Source organism: Metabacillus niabensis (assembly GCF_902829255.1).
Lineage (GTDB): Bacteria > Bacillota > Bacilli > Bacillales > Bacillaceae > Metabacillus > Metabacillus niabensis.
Window position 1 is genome coordinate 1 of record NZ_CADEPK010000448.1, and the last position, 16,651, is coordinate 16,651.

Below are 16,651 nucleotides of genomic sequence, written 5' to 3' on the forward strand. Positions count from 1 at the left end.
CAATAAGCATTTTCATAATAGAATGTTCACGACAAAGTAGTCTATAATAAAAAGTCACAGCAACTTTTTTTAAATGATGACAGCATTCTTCCTTTTATAGTAGATTTTTATTTAGATAAATGAACTGAGGTGTTTTTTCATGTCATTGCAATTAACACGTAAACAAATGACTACACTATTATATGCACTTAAAGGCGAGTCAAATCACCAGCCTTCATATATAATTGAAAAAGTAATAGGAGAAAATCCCCAACACGCTATAATTATCCCGCCCTTCCTTACTAGGTCAAAGCGAAGAACAGGGCATGAAATTGGGCTTTCATCTAATGATATTGTCGCACTAGCAAATTTATGTGAACTAACATCACTCAAATCTACTTCGATACAAAATTGGATTAAACGTGATGTCAAAGAGCTAATCGGTCCTCCTGAACTAGGGAAAAAATATTCTATTGAACAAACAGCGATGCTCTTAATTGTCAAGGATTTAAAAAATGTCTTTGATTTTGAACGAATTCGAAAATTATTAACTGTCGTTTTTAATACTCTATCAGATAGAAGTGATGATTTAATTAACCCAATCGCTTTTTATGAAATGTATGCAGATGTGATTGATTCATTTCATACAATACCAACTATTCCGGACCAATCTTTAGAACTTACGATTACAAATCAAGTAGATTCCTACTCAACCCAGTTTTCTAATCTTACAGGGGAGCAATGGAAACCGATTCGTCATGTGTTAGTGATAACCGTTTTCGCGGTTTTAGCGTCACATTTTCAATCTAGAGCATATTCATTTGCTGACCTTCACTTTAACTAATTCTTAAAAGTGGGAAATGAAGAAAACTTTCATCTATTATCAAATGCAAAGGCAATAAGGAGTTATTAAGATTTTCAACTATCCCATCATATTATTGTACTTTTAAGTTCCTATTACAGTGTAGAATGCTTTGTTTGATAAATGATGTTTAACATATACATCGACGATACGACTTTATATCCATTTTAGAAGAGAAGAACTATTTACATACGAAATGAAGAAGCTTGTTCCATCGTTTCCCTTTCTGTTTTTATGAAAGGTCTAATCTTTACCAGTATAGAAAATACCGTCATATGAAACCTTAATAGTAAGGCTGAACACAGATTATCAGCTTTACTAAATCGCTCTGTTAAGCTTGACTGATAATTCGTTTCTGCAAACGTCATTGTCAATATCGAGCTCTAACATTGCAAAAATAAAGGGGTGTTTTCAATGGCAAGAAGTAGTAATAAATTGCTTGTTCCAGGAATCGAAGAAGCTCTGGATCAAATTAAATATGAAATAGCAGCAGAATTCGGTGTGAAATTAGGCTCTGATACTGTATCAAGAGCAAACGGCTCTGTTGGTGGAGAAATTACTAAACGTCTTGTAAAGCAAGCACAGTCACAATTGAATGGCCAACAAAGTGAATAATTGGCATTATAAAAAAAGCTGACAAATTAGTCAGCTTTTTTCATGTTTTTGTTCTTTTATTTTGTTATTCTCACTTTTTTTATTTTCTTTCCATTGCTGTTTCTCTTGTTGCTTTTCCTTTTTGTTGTCTTCTCTTATCGATTTTTGTTGTTCTTTATTTTGCTTTTTTTCTTCCTTCCAGTTGTCTTGTTTTTGTTGTGGTTTTGCTTGTGGTTGTTGTTTTGGTTGGACCTTATCTTTATTGGAAGAATTAGAATTATTTTCTTTCAACTTTTTTTTTGCTTCATTTAATTTTTCTTTTGTTTCGTTTTGTAATTTATCATTTTTCACTTCATTTAAATCTTTTTTTGTTTCATTTTCCAATTGATTTTTAACCGTTTGATTACTTTGAATCACGTTTTCATTCGTTTCAACATTCGGTGTCACAGTTGTAGGCATTTGCTCTTTTGAAGTTTCTTTTTTCTCAATTGATTCAGCTTCGTCGTTCGTTGTGGTTTCCGCCTGATTATCTTCAGTTTTTGGCTCAAGCTTCTCCTTCTCTTTTAGCTGCACATATTTCCCCATAGAAATTCCCTGTTGCTGAGCTTTTTCCCTTGTTTCTCTATCTGTTTCAATTGTTTCAACATTCATTTCCTTTTCTTCATAAGAGCTTTGTATCTCTTCAATATTTTCCTCAAGCTTAGAATGTAGCTCCGTATCGTTTTCATTAATAACAGTTGTTATCAAGATTTCTTTCCCTGGATAAACATAGCCATCTAGCTTCGATTGAGTTAATATCGCATCCACGATTTCATCAAATTGCTTTTCCTTCCACTCAGGAAGCTTTTTCATTAATTGCTCGGCATCCTCATTTAACGGATCAAGAGAAATAACTCTAAGCTTATCATCGATACTTACCTCAAAGCTTGGGTTAATATCAATGGACATATAGGCATATACCTTATCATTTTGAATAAACGGTATAGATGTAAAAATGATAACCATAATTGCAATTAAAGATAATGTACCTATTTTAGCTCTTTTGGAATCGAAATAGCTCATGATATTCCGCTTTTTCGATTTTATATAATTTGCTCTTGTAACCGCTTGTTCGCTCTCATCTAGAGCGGGAAAAAAAGCTATTTCTTCCCCTAACTCATATTGACCGTTTTTATTAACAGTATTTACAAATTGCCCATCTGGGGTGAGCAGTGTTACAAAGTCATCATTTAATTCTACGACGACCCCTTTTTTCATGGATGGAGCACCCCTTTTAAATAATCTTTTAAATAGACGAAATCCCCTGATAGAATGATGGCCATAGCTATGATGTATTTTCTATTTCTTTCAATGGTCTTTCTACTAACTGAAACCTTCGCTTCTAATTGCTTTACAGGTAATTGCTTTTTGTTAAATAAATAATTCCTTAACTCTTCATCTTCCATTAATTGAACAGCAACCTGAATAGCATTTTGACGTGCATCATAGTGCTTTGGTGATTGCTCGACAATATCTTTAACCGTTAAATTAAATTCACTTAAGCAATGTTGTAAATAGGTAATTTCTTCTCGCCTATGCTCCTGCTCCAGTTGTTTTTGAAAATCTTCTAATGACAAATCAGATTCTATTTTACTTTGTGAATAATCTCCTTCTTCATGCTCTTGTAGCTCAAAGTGGATTGTTGTCGGAGTACGTGCCTCTTTACGAATATAATCAATGACCTTACGTTTAATCACCAATTCAGCAAAGGCAAACAACGAACTCCCTTTATCAATAGAATATTTATCAATTGCATCATTAAATGCAATAAGTCCAATACTAAACTCATCGTCATTTTCACGAATATATCGTTTACAGACAGATGATACTGTTTTCGCAACAAATGGTTTATATTGTTCAATAATTTGATTTCGTAATTCATGATCCCCTTTTTGAATAAGAAATACTTTCTCTTCAAGGGATTGCTTTTTCTTACCTAGTCTAAACAAAAGGCTAAGCATCACTAGGTTCACCTCTGTTTCCCCATATTACCTAGTATATAATAACTAAATTATATATGGAGCGCAAAGGAAGAAATATGAAGCAATCTTTCTATTATTCGACGAAAAAACGACAAATATTACAAAAACACAGACTAAAGACCTACTTTGATAAAAGTGAATTTTGACGGATCCTATCTAATTTTTCCGTTTACAACCTATCCTAATAATTATTATAAATCCTATCCCTCCTTCAATTCCATGGAAAGAGTTTTTTATTCTTTACTAAAGGTTTCGACCGCATTTCATTTCTTTAGGGCGTTGCTAAAAAAATAAATAAAAAACTCGAAGATAATGAAATAGACCTATTATTTGTTACATATTTGACACGAAACTTCGCAAATTTACGATTATACATAAAAAAGAGGGACTGTCCCCATCACCTATAATGGGTCAGTCCCTGCTTCATCTTTATTTATTTTATTGGTTTTCAGCCTTCTTTAACACCGGTTTTTCTTCTTCTAATTCTGTTTCATTTTTAGTAAGGAACCAGCCTCCAACTGCAATTAAAGCTAATACTATCCAGAAAATAAGCTTCCAAGTAGCTGATTCGATAAAATGCTTTGAAACTAAGTCAATATCTGGATGTGCTAACGTATATAGTGCTAATTTTACTCCAACCCAGCCAACGATCATAAAAGCAGCAGTTTCAAGACTTGGCTTTTTCTTAAGCAGTTTTACGAAATAAGTTGCTGCAAATCTCATAATTATAACTCCGATAATACCACCAGCTAAAATGACAAGGAACTGCCCGCCATCTAAACCACCTATAACCGGAAGATTTGTTGCAGGTAATGTAACAGCTAACGCAACTGCAGCTAATATCGAATCAACTGCAAATGCAAGGTCAGCAAGCTCCACTTTTATAACAGTGCCCCAAAATCCTGACTGCTTTTTCACTTTCTCTTTATGCTCCGACTTTTTAAACAGGTATTTTTTTAATAAATGATTGATTGAGATATAAAGCAGATAGATGGCACCAATTGCTTGAAGCTGCCATACATTTACTAAAAATGAGATAATAAATAATGCCCCAAATCGTAAAATAACGGCTCCTGCCAATCCATAAAATAACGCTTTTTTCCTTTGTTCTTCAGGTAAATGCTTCACCATAACTGCCATAACAAGTGCGTTATCAGCAGCTAAAATCCCCTCAAGTCCGACGAGAACAAGTAATACCCATCCATACTCTAGCAATAATGTAAGATCCATTTTTCTCCTCCTATGCTTATGATTAGTGTTTTCCTCTCTAATCCATTGACAGCAATAGGAAATAAAAAAGACCCTTGCCATCAATGGCAAAGGTCTTGCTAAGCATGGTTTAAAATTCCGTTCATGCCAACAAAGCCGATGGATACGATCCATGAAATGACGACTTTGTTTTCAGGTTACCCTGAACGCTACTCCCCTTTGAAAAGAAGAATATGAAGTTAACTTAATAATAAGTTGTATGTATGTAAAATGTCAATAGGTTATTTTACAGATGCTTTGTTACCTCTAAATTTTATAATTAGCTTATACAATACAAATAAAACTAAAACTCCTATACCGATAGGAAGAATATACGTATTAGCTAATTCACCGACATCCTTCCATCTGTCCCCTAGCTTAAGCCCGAGAAACACATAAATAAACGTTATCGGAAGCATTGCAAGAAATGTATATATTGAAAAAATCCATACATTCATTTTTGCCATTCCACATGGAATAGAAATAAGCGTGCGAACACCTGGGAGAAACCTTGCCGTAAATGCAACCATTCCTCCGTTTTTCTCAAAAAACTCATCCGCTTTTGATAGCTTTTCTTCATTAATAAAAAAGTACTTTCCATACTTGAGAATAAAAGGACGTCCCCCAAAACGGCCTAAAGCATACAGGGTTAAAGGACCAAATGTTCCGCCAACTGTACCTGCTAAAACCGTTCCAAAAAGCGTCATATCACCTTGATATACCCAATAGCCAGCTAAAGGTAAAACAATTTCCGCTGGAACAAATTCTATCGTTAATGCGAGCATGATCCCTAAATAGGATAGCTCTTTAAAATTTTCCACTATCGTTAATATTAACTCATCCAAAAACAATCACCTAATTCACGCAAAATAGTTCTACAAGTAAATATATTACACATATTCATGTATACAGACAACCATTGATTTAATTGTCCTAATCAATTGAGAGGATTTTAGAATGGCCAAAAAACACCTAATCGTAGATGAAGCCTCGCAAATTTGCAGCCATTTAATTACAGATAATGGATTTTTTTAAGCTACTAAACTTATCAAAGTTGTATCGTGATAGACACCCTACGTATGGGTGAACCAGTTATTTTATTTGCGATTAAAATACTGAAGGGGGAATTTATATGGATTGGCTCGAAGCTTTAATTTTAGGTATTATACAAGGATTAACAGAATTTATTCCGATTAGCAGCACAGGTCACCTTTATCTTGGACGTACACTTTTTGGCTTAAATGAAGCTGGTCTATACCTTGATACGATGCTTCATATTGGGACACTTATCGCACTTGTTGTATTTTATAAGGACATGTTATTAAGCATGATTAAAGAGCCATTTAGTCGCTTAACCGCTTTACTTGTCGTTGGCACTATACCAGCTGTCATTGCCGGTGTTTTATTCAGTGATTTTTTTGAGGAAATTTCTGAAACAGGTGTTACGATTGGATGGGAATTCCTCATTACAGGATTATTTTTATGGTTTGCCGATTCTATTAAGAATGGCGCTAAAAAAGTAGAAAATCTTTCTCTTTATGATTCATTTTTTATCGGGAGCTTTCAAGCATTCGCTATTTTCCCTGCTATTTCAAGGTCAGGCATGACAATTGTAGGTGCTTTAATTCGAAAAATGGACAAAGAGGCAGCAGCATACTTTTCCTTCTTACTTTCAATCCCTGCTATATGCGGAGGCGTCATTTTCCAGTTGAAAGATGTATTGACAGGAGATGTCCCACAAATAAGCTTCGTCTCCATGCTAATAGCAACATTAGCCTCTGCCTTTTTTGGCTATATTGCAGTTCGCTTTATGATTTCCTTCGTAAAAAAACAATCGTTAAAACTTTTTGCCGTATATGTCTGGATCCTTGGCATCCTTATCATCTTTCTACAGCAGCTATCCATTATTTAAAAATGGTACGTTTTTCATTACATGAGATTGAAGTTCGAAACAGAACCTATGGATAAGACTATGAATGAAGGCAGGGAATTTTATGCATACAATGTGGAAAGGCTCGATTAGTTTCGGACTTGTGAATATTCCTATTAAGCTTTATGCAGCAACAGAGGATAAAGATATAAAGCTTCGAACCCTTCATAAAAAATGCCATACTCCCATTCAATATGAAAAAAAATGCCCCAACTGTGATGAAGAAGTAAAAAATGATGAAATCGTCAAGGGCTATGAATATGTAAAAGGGAAATATGTAGTATTAACTGATGAAGAGCTTCAGGAGCTAAAGGAGGAGCATGAGGATAAAACTGTTGAAATCATTGATTTTGTAAAAATGGAAGATATCGATCCAATTTATTTTAGCCGTTCGTATTTTATTGGACCTGGCGAAAATGGCGGGAAGGCATATGGCTTGCTTCGTGAAGCATTAAAACAATCGGGAAAAATTGGTGTAGCGGAAATTACAATTCGCTCTAAGCAGCAGCTTGCCATGGTACGCGTTTATCAAAACTGCATCGTCATGGAAACAGTCCATTATCCAGATGAAGTCAGAAATGTTAAAGAGGTCCCAAGCGTTCCTGAACAGGTCGAAGTTGGTGCAAAGGAATTAGAAACAGCCATTATGTTAATTGACCAACTGACAACGACATTTGATCCTGAAAAATACAAGGACGACTATCGCCTTGCCCTTCAAGATTTAATTGAACGAAAAGTCAATCAGGATGAAGGAAAAACACCAACAGAAGCGGCGCCAAGACAAAATGTCGTCGATTTAATGAGCGCACTCCAAGCAAGTATCCAGAAAACAAAAAAACCAGCCACTAAAACAAAAGGAAAGCCAGCTAAACCTAAAACAGCAGTCGGCGAAACAACTTCAACACCCCCGAACCCAGCCGCCCCTCCTGCTACAGCTAAAAAAACAAAAACCGTTCGTAAAAAGGCGTAAATAAATGGGGTCAGTCCCCATGGGGACTGACCCCATTTAAAAAGCTTGAGCAAGCGAAAGCTAGCTCAAGCTTTATTTGATTATTATTTATTTTTCAATCTTCACTCTTCTTCTTTGTATAAAAACTAATATCCCACCTGTAATGAAAACAACCACACCAACCAAAATCCAATTGTAATTAGTCGTCGCAGTTGAAGGAAGCTCCTCACCTGATTTCGCAACAGGTCCAGCTACTGGTCTATCCTTAACGTCTGGCCCCGGTCCTTTGTTGGGGTCTGACCCCAGTTGTTTATCTGGGTCTGACCCCTCTCCTTTATCTGCGTCTGGCTCTGTTCCTTTATCTGGGTCTGACCCCTCCCCTTTATCTGCGTCTGGCCCTGTTCCTTTATCTGGGTCTAACCCCTCCCCTTTATCTGGGTCTGGCCCCTCTCCTTTATCTGGGTCTGGCCCCGGATCTGGATTAGGTGTTGTTTCGTTGACGAGGATGACTGTGCCACCGTTGTTATTTGATGGAATGGTGATTGTGACTTCATTGTTTTTGTTAACTGTATATTTTTTATTGTTATATAGGTCTGTAAGCTTTGTATTTACTGGAAAATCCACAGAGATTGTTGCTTCTTTATCAGCTTTTGTTGTATTTAATCCTACTAGGACTTGCTCATCGTTGTATTCTCTTGAAAAGACAAGGTAGTCTTCTTCATTACCTCCAGCAACCTTTTCGCGATTACCTTTAGAAAATACTTTTGAATAATCAGCACGAATGTTCAGTAATGTCGCATAATGGTCGTGAAGATCCACTGCCTTTTCGTCTTTCGTTTCAAGAAGCTCCCATGGCATATCTTCGCGGTTTTGGCCAAACTTTAATACTGTTTCGCCTTCCTTCTCCCAATCTGCCTTACCAGAGTTCCCTAATTCCTCACCATAATAAATAACTGGCTGCCCTTTAGCTGTAATTTGTAGCGCTGATGCTAGTTTTAATTTTCCAACATCTCCATTTACATACTCTGTTAAAAAACCATTTTGGTCATGACTACTTAAAAATTGTCCCATAGTAGCAGAATTACTTAAAAATTCATTTCGTTTCTGTAAATATTCCTCAACTTGGTCAATGTCACCGTTAACAAATGCTTTTGCTTTTTCTTTAAACTCAAAGTCTAACAGCGAATCCATTTGACCTGTCCCTAAATAGCCGCCATCATTCGTAATACCTGCTCCCCAATATTCACCAATCATTTTAAAATTCGGGTTCATTTTTGTTACTTCATTTTTTAACGCTTGCCATGTAGCTGGCTCAACATGCTTCACTGTATCAATTCGGAAAAAGTCAATCGTGTCTCCTCGGTCAGTTTTAGCCTTTTCTAGCCATGCCGTTTGCCAAGCAATGATTTTTTGCCTTACCTCTGGATTTTCTGTTTTAAAATCAGGAAGATTATCTAATTCTCCACGAACCGTTGGATCTTCATCAACCGTTCTAAACATCCCATTCAAGCTTGCGATTTCTTCTTCAGTTGGCAGGTTATTAGCATCTGCTTTCCAAGCTTCGTTAAACTCACCGTCCATACCATATCCAGCATGATTGACAACAACATCGAGCATAATCTTAATACCGCGATCATGTGCTTTTTCAATCAATTGTTGGAATGTTTCAATATCACCTAAATGCTCATCTAATTTGGTAAAGTCTTTTGCCCAATAGCCATGATAGCCATATTGCTTTGCTGCAAGACCATCTGCTGTGTTAAAATCTAATCCCTTATTAAAATCAATATTGTCAACAACAGGTGTAATCCAAATTGTATTAATTCCAAGGTCATCTAAATAGTCAAGCTTATCGATAATTCCTTGGAAATCACCTCCATGATATGCTTCAGCATGTGATGGATCATATTCCGCCCCGCCATTATTCGTTGGATCTCCATCTTTGAAACGGTCGGTTAGCATAAAGTAAATTCTCGCTTCATCCCAATCAAAGGCTAACTCATCACCAACTGCCTGTTTCGCTTTAACTGTTAGCTTTACTGTTTTCGTATGTGAATTTCCGAACTCGTCAATGATTGTTATCTTAAGCTCCTTCTCACCGGCTGTTACAGACTCATTGGCTCCAATCGAAATAGCCCCAACAGTTGGGTCAATATTCACTTTCTCTTTTCCACCGAGTGAAGCTAAGTTCACAAACATTTCTCTAATTCCAACTTGTTCTTTAGATGATGCTTTAACATTTAATACTGTATTTTCATCAAAGTTTATTTCGTTCATACTAAGATTTGCTTCAATTGTTACATCTGGTCGATTATACGTAATCACTGATTTTCCTTCTTTTGTATTTCTCGGGTCTGTTACTTCCGTTGTTTTGCCATCTTTTGTGACAAGGAATGAATATTCATGTGTCCCTTCAGTCAATCCCTCAAGCTTGTATGAAAAATACTCATTTTCCTTGCTATATTCCATAGGATATTCTATACCAGCAATTTTCACTTTCACTTCTTCAATGTCATCCATTTTGTCTTCTTGGAATAATTCATCATCACGATAATAGAACGTTACATCACCGTCTTGGAGGACAGGACCATTAACTGATGGTATCACGGTTTGACCTGGAACTCCTGCCACAACCGTTACCTTTGTCATTAAATCATCTCGATTTATGACAACTTGATGATCATCACTGTCTGGCGAAACTTTAGCTGTATTCCAATCAGTTCCTTTACGGATTAAAAAGCCAATTGATTCTGTTTCAGGAGCAATTTCTACATTTGCAATCGCTGTATCACCCTCAATTGTTGTAAAATCTATCTGGTCATTTTTCACTCCAGTGTTCCAAACCCATACATTCCACGCACCAAAATCCCCAGTAAAATCACCATCAGGTCTTACATATTTAATCCGGACATATCGTTTTACATTTTTCTTAATCGTCATTTCAAAAGAAGCAGAAGCATCGCCTGATCTTGCAGTAATTGTAACAGTTCCAGGCTTCAAGCCCGTTACTTTACCAGTTCCATCAACAGCCGCAACAGATTCATCAGATGACGTCCATGTCACTTTCTGCCCAAACATATTTTGGTCATATTGATCTTTAATTGATGCTGTTAACTGTGTCTCATAGGAAGCAAATACGGAATCATTTCCTGATATTTGAATCTTATTTGGAACTAATTTATCAACAGTTACTTTAATTTCTGCTATTGCATTGCCCGCCTTCGCTGTTATTGTTGCCTCCCCTTTTGCAACAGCAACTACCTTTCCATTCGTAATCTTTGCAACTTTTTCATCTGATGATTGCCAGTTAATTTCTTCCCCTAGCATCACACGACCCTTTTGATCCTTAACATATGCAGATAACCTTTTTGAATCCTCTGGGTTCAAGGCAAGAGTATCAGGATTTACTTCAATGCTTGTCGGCTTTGGCGTATATTCGGCCTCCTGCTGATCGTATAACACCATCATCGAAAGACCTTCAACAGTTACTTTAGCTCCATTTACAACTCGGATTGTTTCAGTTCCTGCTGCAGTATGATCGACAACAACATTCCAATTTCCATTGTGCGGTAAAGATATATCTTTTGCCTCTTTGTTTGCATTATAAATAACAACAATATTTTTCCACTTATCATGATTAGCATAATCTGCTAATTGATAGGCAACAATGTTATCATTTTGTTTAAAAACGTTAAGATGTTTTTCTATCTCCTCTTTCTCATCCATTTTAAAGGCTGAATGAGATTTTCTTAATTCAATTAAACCTTTGTAATACTGAAAAACAGGTTGATATTCATCCTTTAGTTCCCAGCGAATTTGGTTAATACTATCGGGGCTCTTATAGCTATTGTGTTCACCATATTTACTTCTAAGCATTTCCTCTCCTGCATGTAAAAACGGAACACCTTGAGCTGTTAAGACGATACCATTAGCTAGTAAACTACGTTTTACCCATTCATTGTCTAAAACATTATCCTCTGTTATGACAGCATGTGGATCATACGATGGATCATCATGCTGACTGTCTTTTCCTGCAACTCTCATTAGCTTATCCCATAGATTTAAATTATCATGTGCTGTGACGTAATTAATAGATTCAGAGGAACGATTTGTAAAATCATTTGTTGCTCCTTCTATCCCTTTTACAAGATCAGCCTCTTTACCAGATGCGCCTGTCGCAAAGCCTGTGCCTGCACCATCACTGTCACCTTTAATTGCTCCACGGATATTATCATTAAAAACTGCATATCCTTGGTCTTTTTGCGAGCCTTTCACATTTTGTAATGCAGCTGGTAGACTTGAGGAACCGCCAGTCCATGGTTCCCCGTAAATCAACATATTCGGGTCAACCTGCTCTTTTAATTCCGTTGTGATTTCTTTCATTGTCTGTTTATCAATCAAACCCATTAAATCAAAGCGAAATCCATCAATCCCATATTCATTTGCCCAATAGTGGACAGAATCTTTAATAAATTTTCTTACCATTGGTCGTTCTGACGCAACTTCATTTCCGGTACCAGACCCATTTGTAATCTTTCCATAATCATCAGTACGGTAGTAATAACCTGGGACAATTAAATCGAATGGAGAACCACCTTCTAATTGTGTTGCTTCATTCATGTATGTATGGTTGTAGACAACATCCATCACGACACGAATCCCATGGTTATGAAGAGCTTGGACCATTTGCTTGTATTCTTTTATTCTACTAACTGGATCTTGTGGCTTTGTAGAATAAGAGCCTTCCGGAACATTAAAATGAACCGGATCATACCCCCAATTAAATTTAGCCTCTAAAGAATTTGGATCATCGACAGTCAATTCATTAACTGAACCAAAATCATAAGTTGGGAGTAAATGCACATAGTTAACTCCTAATTCCTTTAACGAATCAATCCCTGTTTTTACACCATTTGGACCTGTTGTACCTGTCTCAGTAAATGCCAAATATTTCCCTTTCTGTTTTATTCCTGAATTAGCATCAATCGAAAAATCTCTAACATGCAATTCATAAATGATTGCATCATTTTCTGAGACAACAGCAGGTTTATTAAACGGATCAAAGCCTTCAGGATTCGTGCTCGCTAAATCAACAACAACAGATCTTTGACCGTTCGCAGATGTTGAACGCGCATAAGGATCTACCGCATAATTGACTGTTCCATCTGCAAACTCAACTTTATACATATAATATTTATTTTTTAAATTCTCATTTACTTCAATTGACCATACACCATTTGGAGCTCTATCCATCTCCGTTTCTTGTCCATTTGTATGATCTGTTACGAAAGCGCCTTCATAACTTCCTGCATTATCATAAACTGCTAGACTGACTTTCGAAGCTGTTGGAGCCCAAAGTTTAAACGTAGTTTTCGTCGGGGTATACGTATACCCTAAATCATCTCCATCATAATAAAACTGCTCATGATTTAATATATTTCGCATAATAACCTTTGTTCCTAAAGAGTCACCTATACTCACCTCATAGATTTTTTGTACATCTATGTCTTCTTCTTTATCTACTATTAACTTTACCCTATGTTCATCAATTGTTTGAACTGTTGTTTTTATCGTCTTATTAGCCTCTTTATCTACTAAAGTGAAACGTTGATTTTCAAAAGGTTTATTTGTTGTAACAAGAATTTCATTTTTTGCATCCATTAATGCTGATTGAACTGTAATTGGTTGTGGGGAATCAATTGTAAATACTGAATTTCCGTTATTTTCTTTATCGTTTAACGGATCAGTCGTCGACTTATCCCAGCTACGGTTGTTAAGAAGAAATTTGTATTCATATGTGCCGGGTTTTAAGTCGGATAGCGTAGTCGAAAAAACTCCATTCTTTTCTGTCATTTCTACAGCAGAAGCTACATCCCAATTATTGAAACTACCAATGAGATAAACTGCTGTTTCACTTGACTTTTTATAATGAAATGTAATTGTCCCGTCCTCATGAATAACAGGGCTCGTTAATTTCTCAATCGTAAAAACAGAGTTCCCATCCTTCGTATTTGGATTCAGTGGGTCTGTTGTCGATTCATTCCAATTTCGATTGTTTTGGATAAATTTATACTGATATTCTCCTGCCTCCAATTCAGGTAGCGTAATGGAAAATACCCCATCTTTTTCAGTCATTTCATATGCTTTCGATAAATCCCAATCTACGAAACTTCCAATTAAATAAAGATTACTTTCACCATTACTAGCATAATTGAAGGTAACACTTCCATCTCCGTTAATAACTGGACTATGAATCTCAATTAATTCGTTTCCTATAGAAACAAGTGAATTGCCATTTCTACTATTTGGATTAGAAGGGTCTGTTAGCCATTTGCCGTCAACTATAAACTTGTATTCATAGGTTCCAGTAGGTAATTCCTTTATTATTTCCCAGATTCCTTCTTCCTTTTCCGTTAAAGCTAATGCTCCTGCCTCCCAATCTGTAAAACTCCCAGCAACTTTTACAGATGTTGCTTCCCCTTCATAACGAAACGTTACATGCCCATCACGAACCTCTGGACTTTTTACTTCAGCGTTAACAATTGAAAAAGGATATGCGCCTGTAAATACTTGAAGAAGCAATGTAATGACCATTAGAAACGATAACACCTTTAACACTTTTTTACTCAAAAATCTCCCTCCTTTGACATAATTAAATTCAGGAAAACGTTTGCACAAAAATAGTATAAAAGAGAATAGCAAACTTGAGATATCTCTAATTTTAAATAGTGAAAGCGTTTTCCCTATTCATAATTAGAATATCATCATCATATTTAATAAGCAATAGTTAACCCATTTCAAATTTAGGAAGATTATTAGCTTTTAAACACATTCTCCATACATCCCTTTACTTTGACATACAAACCATTCATATGTTAGAATCCTCCATATTTATAGAGTGAACCCGAGTATATAGCAATATAGAATAGGAGAGATACGATGAAGACATATTCTATTAGTGAAGCAGCAACCGAATTACATGTCACAGCATATACATTGCGTTACTATGATAAGGAAGGGCTATTACCTTTTGTTGAACGTACACCAAGTGGCCAACGTTTTTTTAAAGAATCCGATATTGCCGCTTTAAAGGTCATTGAATGTTTGAAATCCACTGGTATGCAAATTAAGGAAATAAAGACCTTCATTGATTGGTGTACTGAAGGAGATAGGACATTACAACAAAGATTCGACATGTTTATGGAAAGAAAAGCTACGGTAGAAAAACAAATGGAAGAACTAAAAAAAACAATGGAGCTTATTGATCATAAATGTTTATACTACAAAACGGCGTTAGATGCCGGAACCGAGGAAATTCATAAAAATGGAAAAATAGAAATTCCTGTTACTAACTAATAGAAGAGCCACCTTTTTTTATTAAAATAAAGGTGGCTCTTCCCTTTTTTATTCATAATCAATTATATGACAAAACTAATGGTATCTCACCTGATCGAGTTGCCAATGTCGTAGCATTCGCGATTGATCAGCCTGAAGATACTAATGTCAATGAGTTTACAATTGGACCAACAAATCAACCTTGGTAATAACTATAAACTAAGAATTATTCATTATCTAAAGCTTAGCTGTTGAGAAAATCTCGACAGCATTTTAATTTTTTTCATTATTCTCTTAACCATCTTCCATCTATTCTTTAAATACTATCCAAAATAAACTCTCAAATTAATCAATCTAAAAGTATGTATCCACATAAGGTTCATACAGCCATTCATCGAAATTAAATAATAGATACAACTAAAGTGAATGTTACACTTCCTTATATGGTAATAATATGAAACATAAGGAGGGGTTAAACACATGGAAAATACAGCAATATTTTTAGACAGAGATGGAGTCATAAACGAAGTCCTAACTAAAAGAGTTAAATTTGTAAATAAACCCTCTCAGCTTCATTTTTTACCAGGTGTTCCTGAAGCAATTAAGAAATTGAATGAAGTTTTTGATTATGTTTTGTGTGTCACAAACCAAGGAGGTATTGGTCTTAACTTCCTCCGTGAATCTCAGCTACATGCCATACATGACCATATGATAAGTGAATTGAAAAAAAGAGGGGCATTCATTCATGATGTTGCATATTGCCCTCATAAACCGAAGGCAGGCTGTGAGTGCCGTAAACCTCAGCCAAAAATGTTAATCGACATGGCTAATAAATATAACATTGATCTTAGTCGTTCCTATATGGTGGGAGATAATTATACTGATATACAGGCTGGGAAAAAAGCAGGAACAAAAGGAGTTTTTATAGGAGAAAGTGAGTCACTTGCAGATGCAGTTTTTCCTGATTTATTAAGTGCTACAGATTGGATCATCAAGGATTCTAAAAATTCCTCCTTCCAGGAATGATTCAATGCTAGATTTCTTTATAGCTTTCTGCATAAAGTTGCATCTATATCCAAATGATATCAATAGAATAAGTCACATTTAAGTTAGAAAAAAGCATCCTATAATTCCTTCCCATGTACCCTTAGCCATCAGTCAAGCTTTAGTTGATCGAGCTAGATAAAACTTAGTCCAATAATAGATTTTTATCGATAATTAAAGGATGAATCACGATGAAACCTATGCTACCTACACTACATCAGGAAATACCCACTGGTTCTGATTGGGTTTATGAAACGAAATATGATGGATTTCGCGCCATCCTTACAATACAAGAAAGCTCGATAAGCTTAATGAGTCGAAATGAGAAGCCACTTCACAACCAATTCCCGGAAATTATCAATGAGGCAACAAATATTCGTGAGCAATTACACCCTTTTTTACCAATCACTTTCGATGGAGAAATCGTTTTTCTTACATCCAAACATTTTTCTAACTTTGAGCAATTACAAATAAGAGGACGTTTAAAAAGCAGTGAAAAAATAAAAGAGGCTCAAGCTAAATTTCAATGTAAATATGCTGCATTTGATTTACTTGAGGTGAATGGTCAGCCGATAACAAACGAAACATATATTGAGAGAAAAGAAAAACTTAAAAATATTTTACAAAAGATTCATGCTCCAATGGAAACAGATCCTGCCACAACACATTTAATTCAATATGTCCCATTT

The 16,651-nt window shown here is 35.7% G+C and carries 12 protein-coding genes, 1 pseudogene and 1 riboswitch; of the genes and pseudogenes, 8 read left to right on the forward strand and 5 right to left on the reverse strand.

The window, feature by feature from the left end; all coding sequences use genetic code 11:
* Nucleotides 1-139 precede the first annotated feature (139 nt).
* Together HU235_RS24175 and HU235_RS24180 are read left to right on the forward strand one after the other, a co-directional pair.
* Nucleotides 140-823 (forward strand): DUF1836 domain-containing protein, encoded by a 684-nt coding sequence (locus HU235_RS24175; protein WP_095301514.1) that lies wholly within the window; start codon nucleotides 140-142, stop codon nucleotides 821-823.
* Between the two features lie 432 nt (nucleotides 824-1,255).
* On the forward strand, nucleotides 1,256-1,456 hold the full coding sequence (locus tag HU235_RS24180; RefSeq protein WP_095301513.1) for an alpha/beta-type small acid-soluble spore protein: 201 nt from the start codon (nucleotides 1,256-1,258) through the stop codon (nucleotides 1,454-1,456).
* Between the two features lie 30 nt (nucleotides 1,457-1,486).
* Here HU235_RS24180 and HU235_RS24185 read toward each other — a convergent pair whose 3' ends face one another.
* From HU235_RS24185 to HU235_RS24200, 4 genes are all read right to left on the reverse strand, one after another.
* Nucleotides 1,487-2,692: an anti-sigma factor domain-containing protein gene (locus HU235_RS24185; protein ID WP_174881856.1), complete on the reverse strand. Its 1,206-nt coding sequence runs from the start codon at nucleotides 2,690-2,692 to the stop codon at nucleotides 1,487-1,489.
* Entirely contained in the window at nucleotides 2,689-3,435 is a 747-nt protein-coding gene (sigI, locus tag HU235_RS24190) for an RNA polymerase sigma factor SigI (RefSeq protein WP_095301511.1), read from the reverse strand. The genes HU235_RS24185 and sigI overlap by 4 nt, the downstream gene beginning before the upstream one ends.
* A 459-nt stretch (nucleotides 3,436-3,894) precedes the next feature.
* Nucleotides 3,895-4,686 carry a TerC family protein gene (locus HU235_RS24195; RefSeq protein ID WP_145584472.1) on the reverse strand — a complete coding sequence of 264 codons (792 nt, stop codon included), beginning with the start codon at nucleotides 4,684-4,686 and terminating at the stop codon, nucleotides 3,895-3,897.
* A 44-nt stretch (nucleotides 4,687-4,730) separates the two neighbouring features.
* A riboswitch (yybP-ykoY riboswitch) is annotated at nucleotides 4,731-4,895 on the reverse strand.
* 51 nt (nucleotides 4,896-4,946) lie between these two features.
* A complete protein-coding gene (locus HU235_RS24200) occupies nucleotides 4,947-5,489 on the reverse strand; it encodes a DedA family protein (RefSeq protein ID WP_095301531.1) in 543 nt (180 codons plus the stop codon).
* Nucleotides 5,490-5,836: 347 nt separating this feature from the next.
* On the opposite strand from HU235_RS24200, the gene HU235_RS24205 reads away from it, so the two are divergent.
* A complete protein-coding gene (locus HU235_RS24205; protein WP_145581827.1) occupies nucleotides 5,837-6,616 on the forward strand; it encodes an undecaprenyl-diphosphate phosphatase in 780 nt (259 codons plus the stop codon).
* A gap of 82 nt (nucleotides 6,617-6,698) precedes the next feature.
* Nucleotides 6,699-7,604, forward strand: coding sequence for a non-homologous end joining protein Ku (ku, locus tag HU235_RS24210; RefSeq protein WP_174881857.1), 906 nt, complete (start codon nucleotides 6,699-6,701; stop codon nucleotides 7,602-7,604).
* An 87-nt stretch (nucleotides 7,605-7,691) separates the two neighbouring features.
* Here ku and pulA read toward each other — a convergent pair whose 3' ends face one another.
* On the reverse strand, nucleotides 7,692-14,213 hold the full coding sequence (gene pulA, locus HU235_RS24215; RefSeq protein WP_174881858.1) for a type I pullulanase: 6,522 nt from the start codon (nucleotides 14,211-14,213) through the stop codon (nucleotides 7,692-7,694).
* Between the two features lie 309 nt (nucleotides 14,214-14,522).
* On the opposite strand from pulA, the gene HU235_RS24220 reads away from it, so the two are divergent.
* From HU235_RS24220 to HU235_RS24230, 4 genes and pseudogenes are all read left to right on the forward strand, one after another.
* Nucleotides 14,523-14,939: a MerR family transcriptional regulator gene (locus HU235_RS24220; RefSeq protein WP_145581823.1), complete on the forward strand. Its 417-nt coding sequence runs from the start codon at nucleotides 14,523-14,525 to the stop codon at nucleotides 14,937-14,939.
* 71 nt (nucleotides 14,940-15,010) lie between these two features.
* Nucleotides 15,011-15,127, forward strand: a pseudogene (locus HU235_RS24935) (oxidoreductase); the annotation flags it as partial.
* A 271-nt stretch (nucleotides 15,128-15,398) separates the two neighbouring features.
* Nucleotides 15,399-15,944, forward strand: coding sequence for a D-glycero-alpha-D-manno-heptose-1,7-bisphosphate 7-phosphatase (locus HU235_RS24225; protein WP_174881859.1), 546 nt, complete (start codon nucleotides 15,399-15,401; stop codon nucleotides 15,942-15,944).
* 209 nt (nucleotides 15,945-16,153) lie between these two features.
* On the forward strand, nucleotides 16,154-16,651 hold a 498-nt coding region (locus HU235_RS24230), incomplete at its 3' end, for an ATP-dependent DNA ligase (RefSeq protein WP_459213481.1).

Excerpts from the sequence above, each read along its gene's own strand:
- HU235_RS24175 (WP_095301514.1), top strand. The coding sequence starts at position 140 with ATGTCATTGCAATTAACACGTAAACAAATGACTACACTATTATATGCA.
- HU235_RS24180 (WP_095301513.1), top strand. The coding sequence starts at position 1,256 with ATGGCAAGAAGTAGTAATAAATTGCTTGTTCCAGGAATCGAAGAAGCT.
- HU235_RS24185 (WP_174881856.1), bottom strand. The coding sequence starts at position 2,692 with ATGAAAAAAGGGGTCGTCGTAGAATTAAATGATGACTTTGTAACACTG.
- sigI (WP_095301511.1), bottom strand. The coding sequence starts at position 3,435 with ATGCTTAGCCTTTTGTTTAGACTAGGTAAGAAAAAGCAATCCCTTGAA.
- HU235_RS24195 (WP_145584472.1), bottom strand. The coding sequence starts at position 4,686 with ATGGATCTTACATTATTGCTAGAGTATGGATGGGTATTACTTGTTCTC.
- HU235_RS24200 (WP_095301531.1), bottom strand. The coding sequence starts at position 5,489 with ATGCTCGCATTAACGATAGAATTTGTTCCAGCGGAAATTGTTTTACCT.
- HU235_RS24205 (WP_145581827.1), top strand. The coding sequence starts at position 5,837 with ATGGATTGGCTCGAAGCTTTAATTTTAGGTATTATACAAGGATTAACA.
- ku (WP_174881857.1), top strand. The coding sequence starts at position 6,699 with ATGCATACAATGTGGAAAGGCTCGATTAGTTTCGGACTTGTGAATATT.
- HU235_RS24220 (WP_145581823.1), top strand. The coding sequence starts at position 14,523 with ATGAAGACATATTCTATTAGTGAAGCAGCAACCGAATTACATGTCACA.
- HU235_RS24225 (WP_174881859.1), top strand. The coding sequence starts at position 15,399 with ATGGAAAATACAGCAATATTTTTAGACAGAGATGGAGTCATAAACGAA.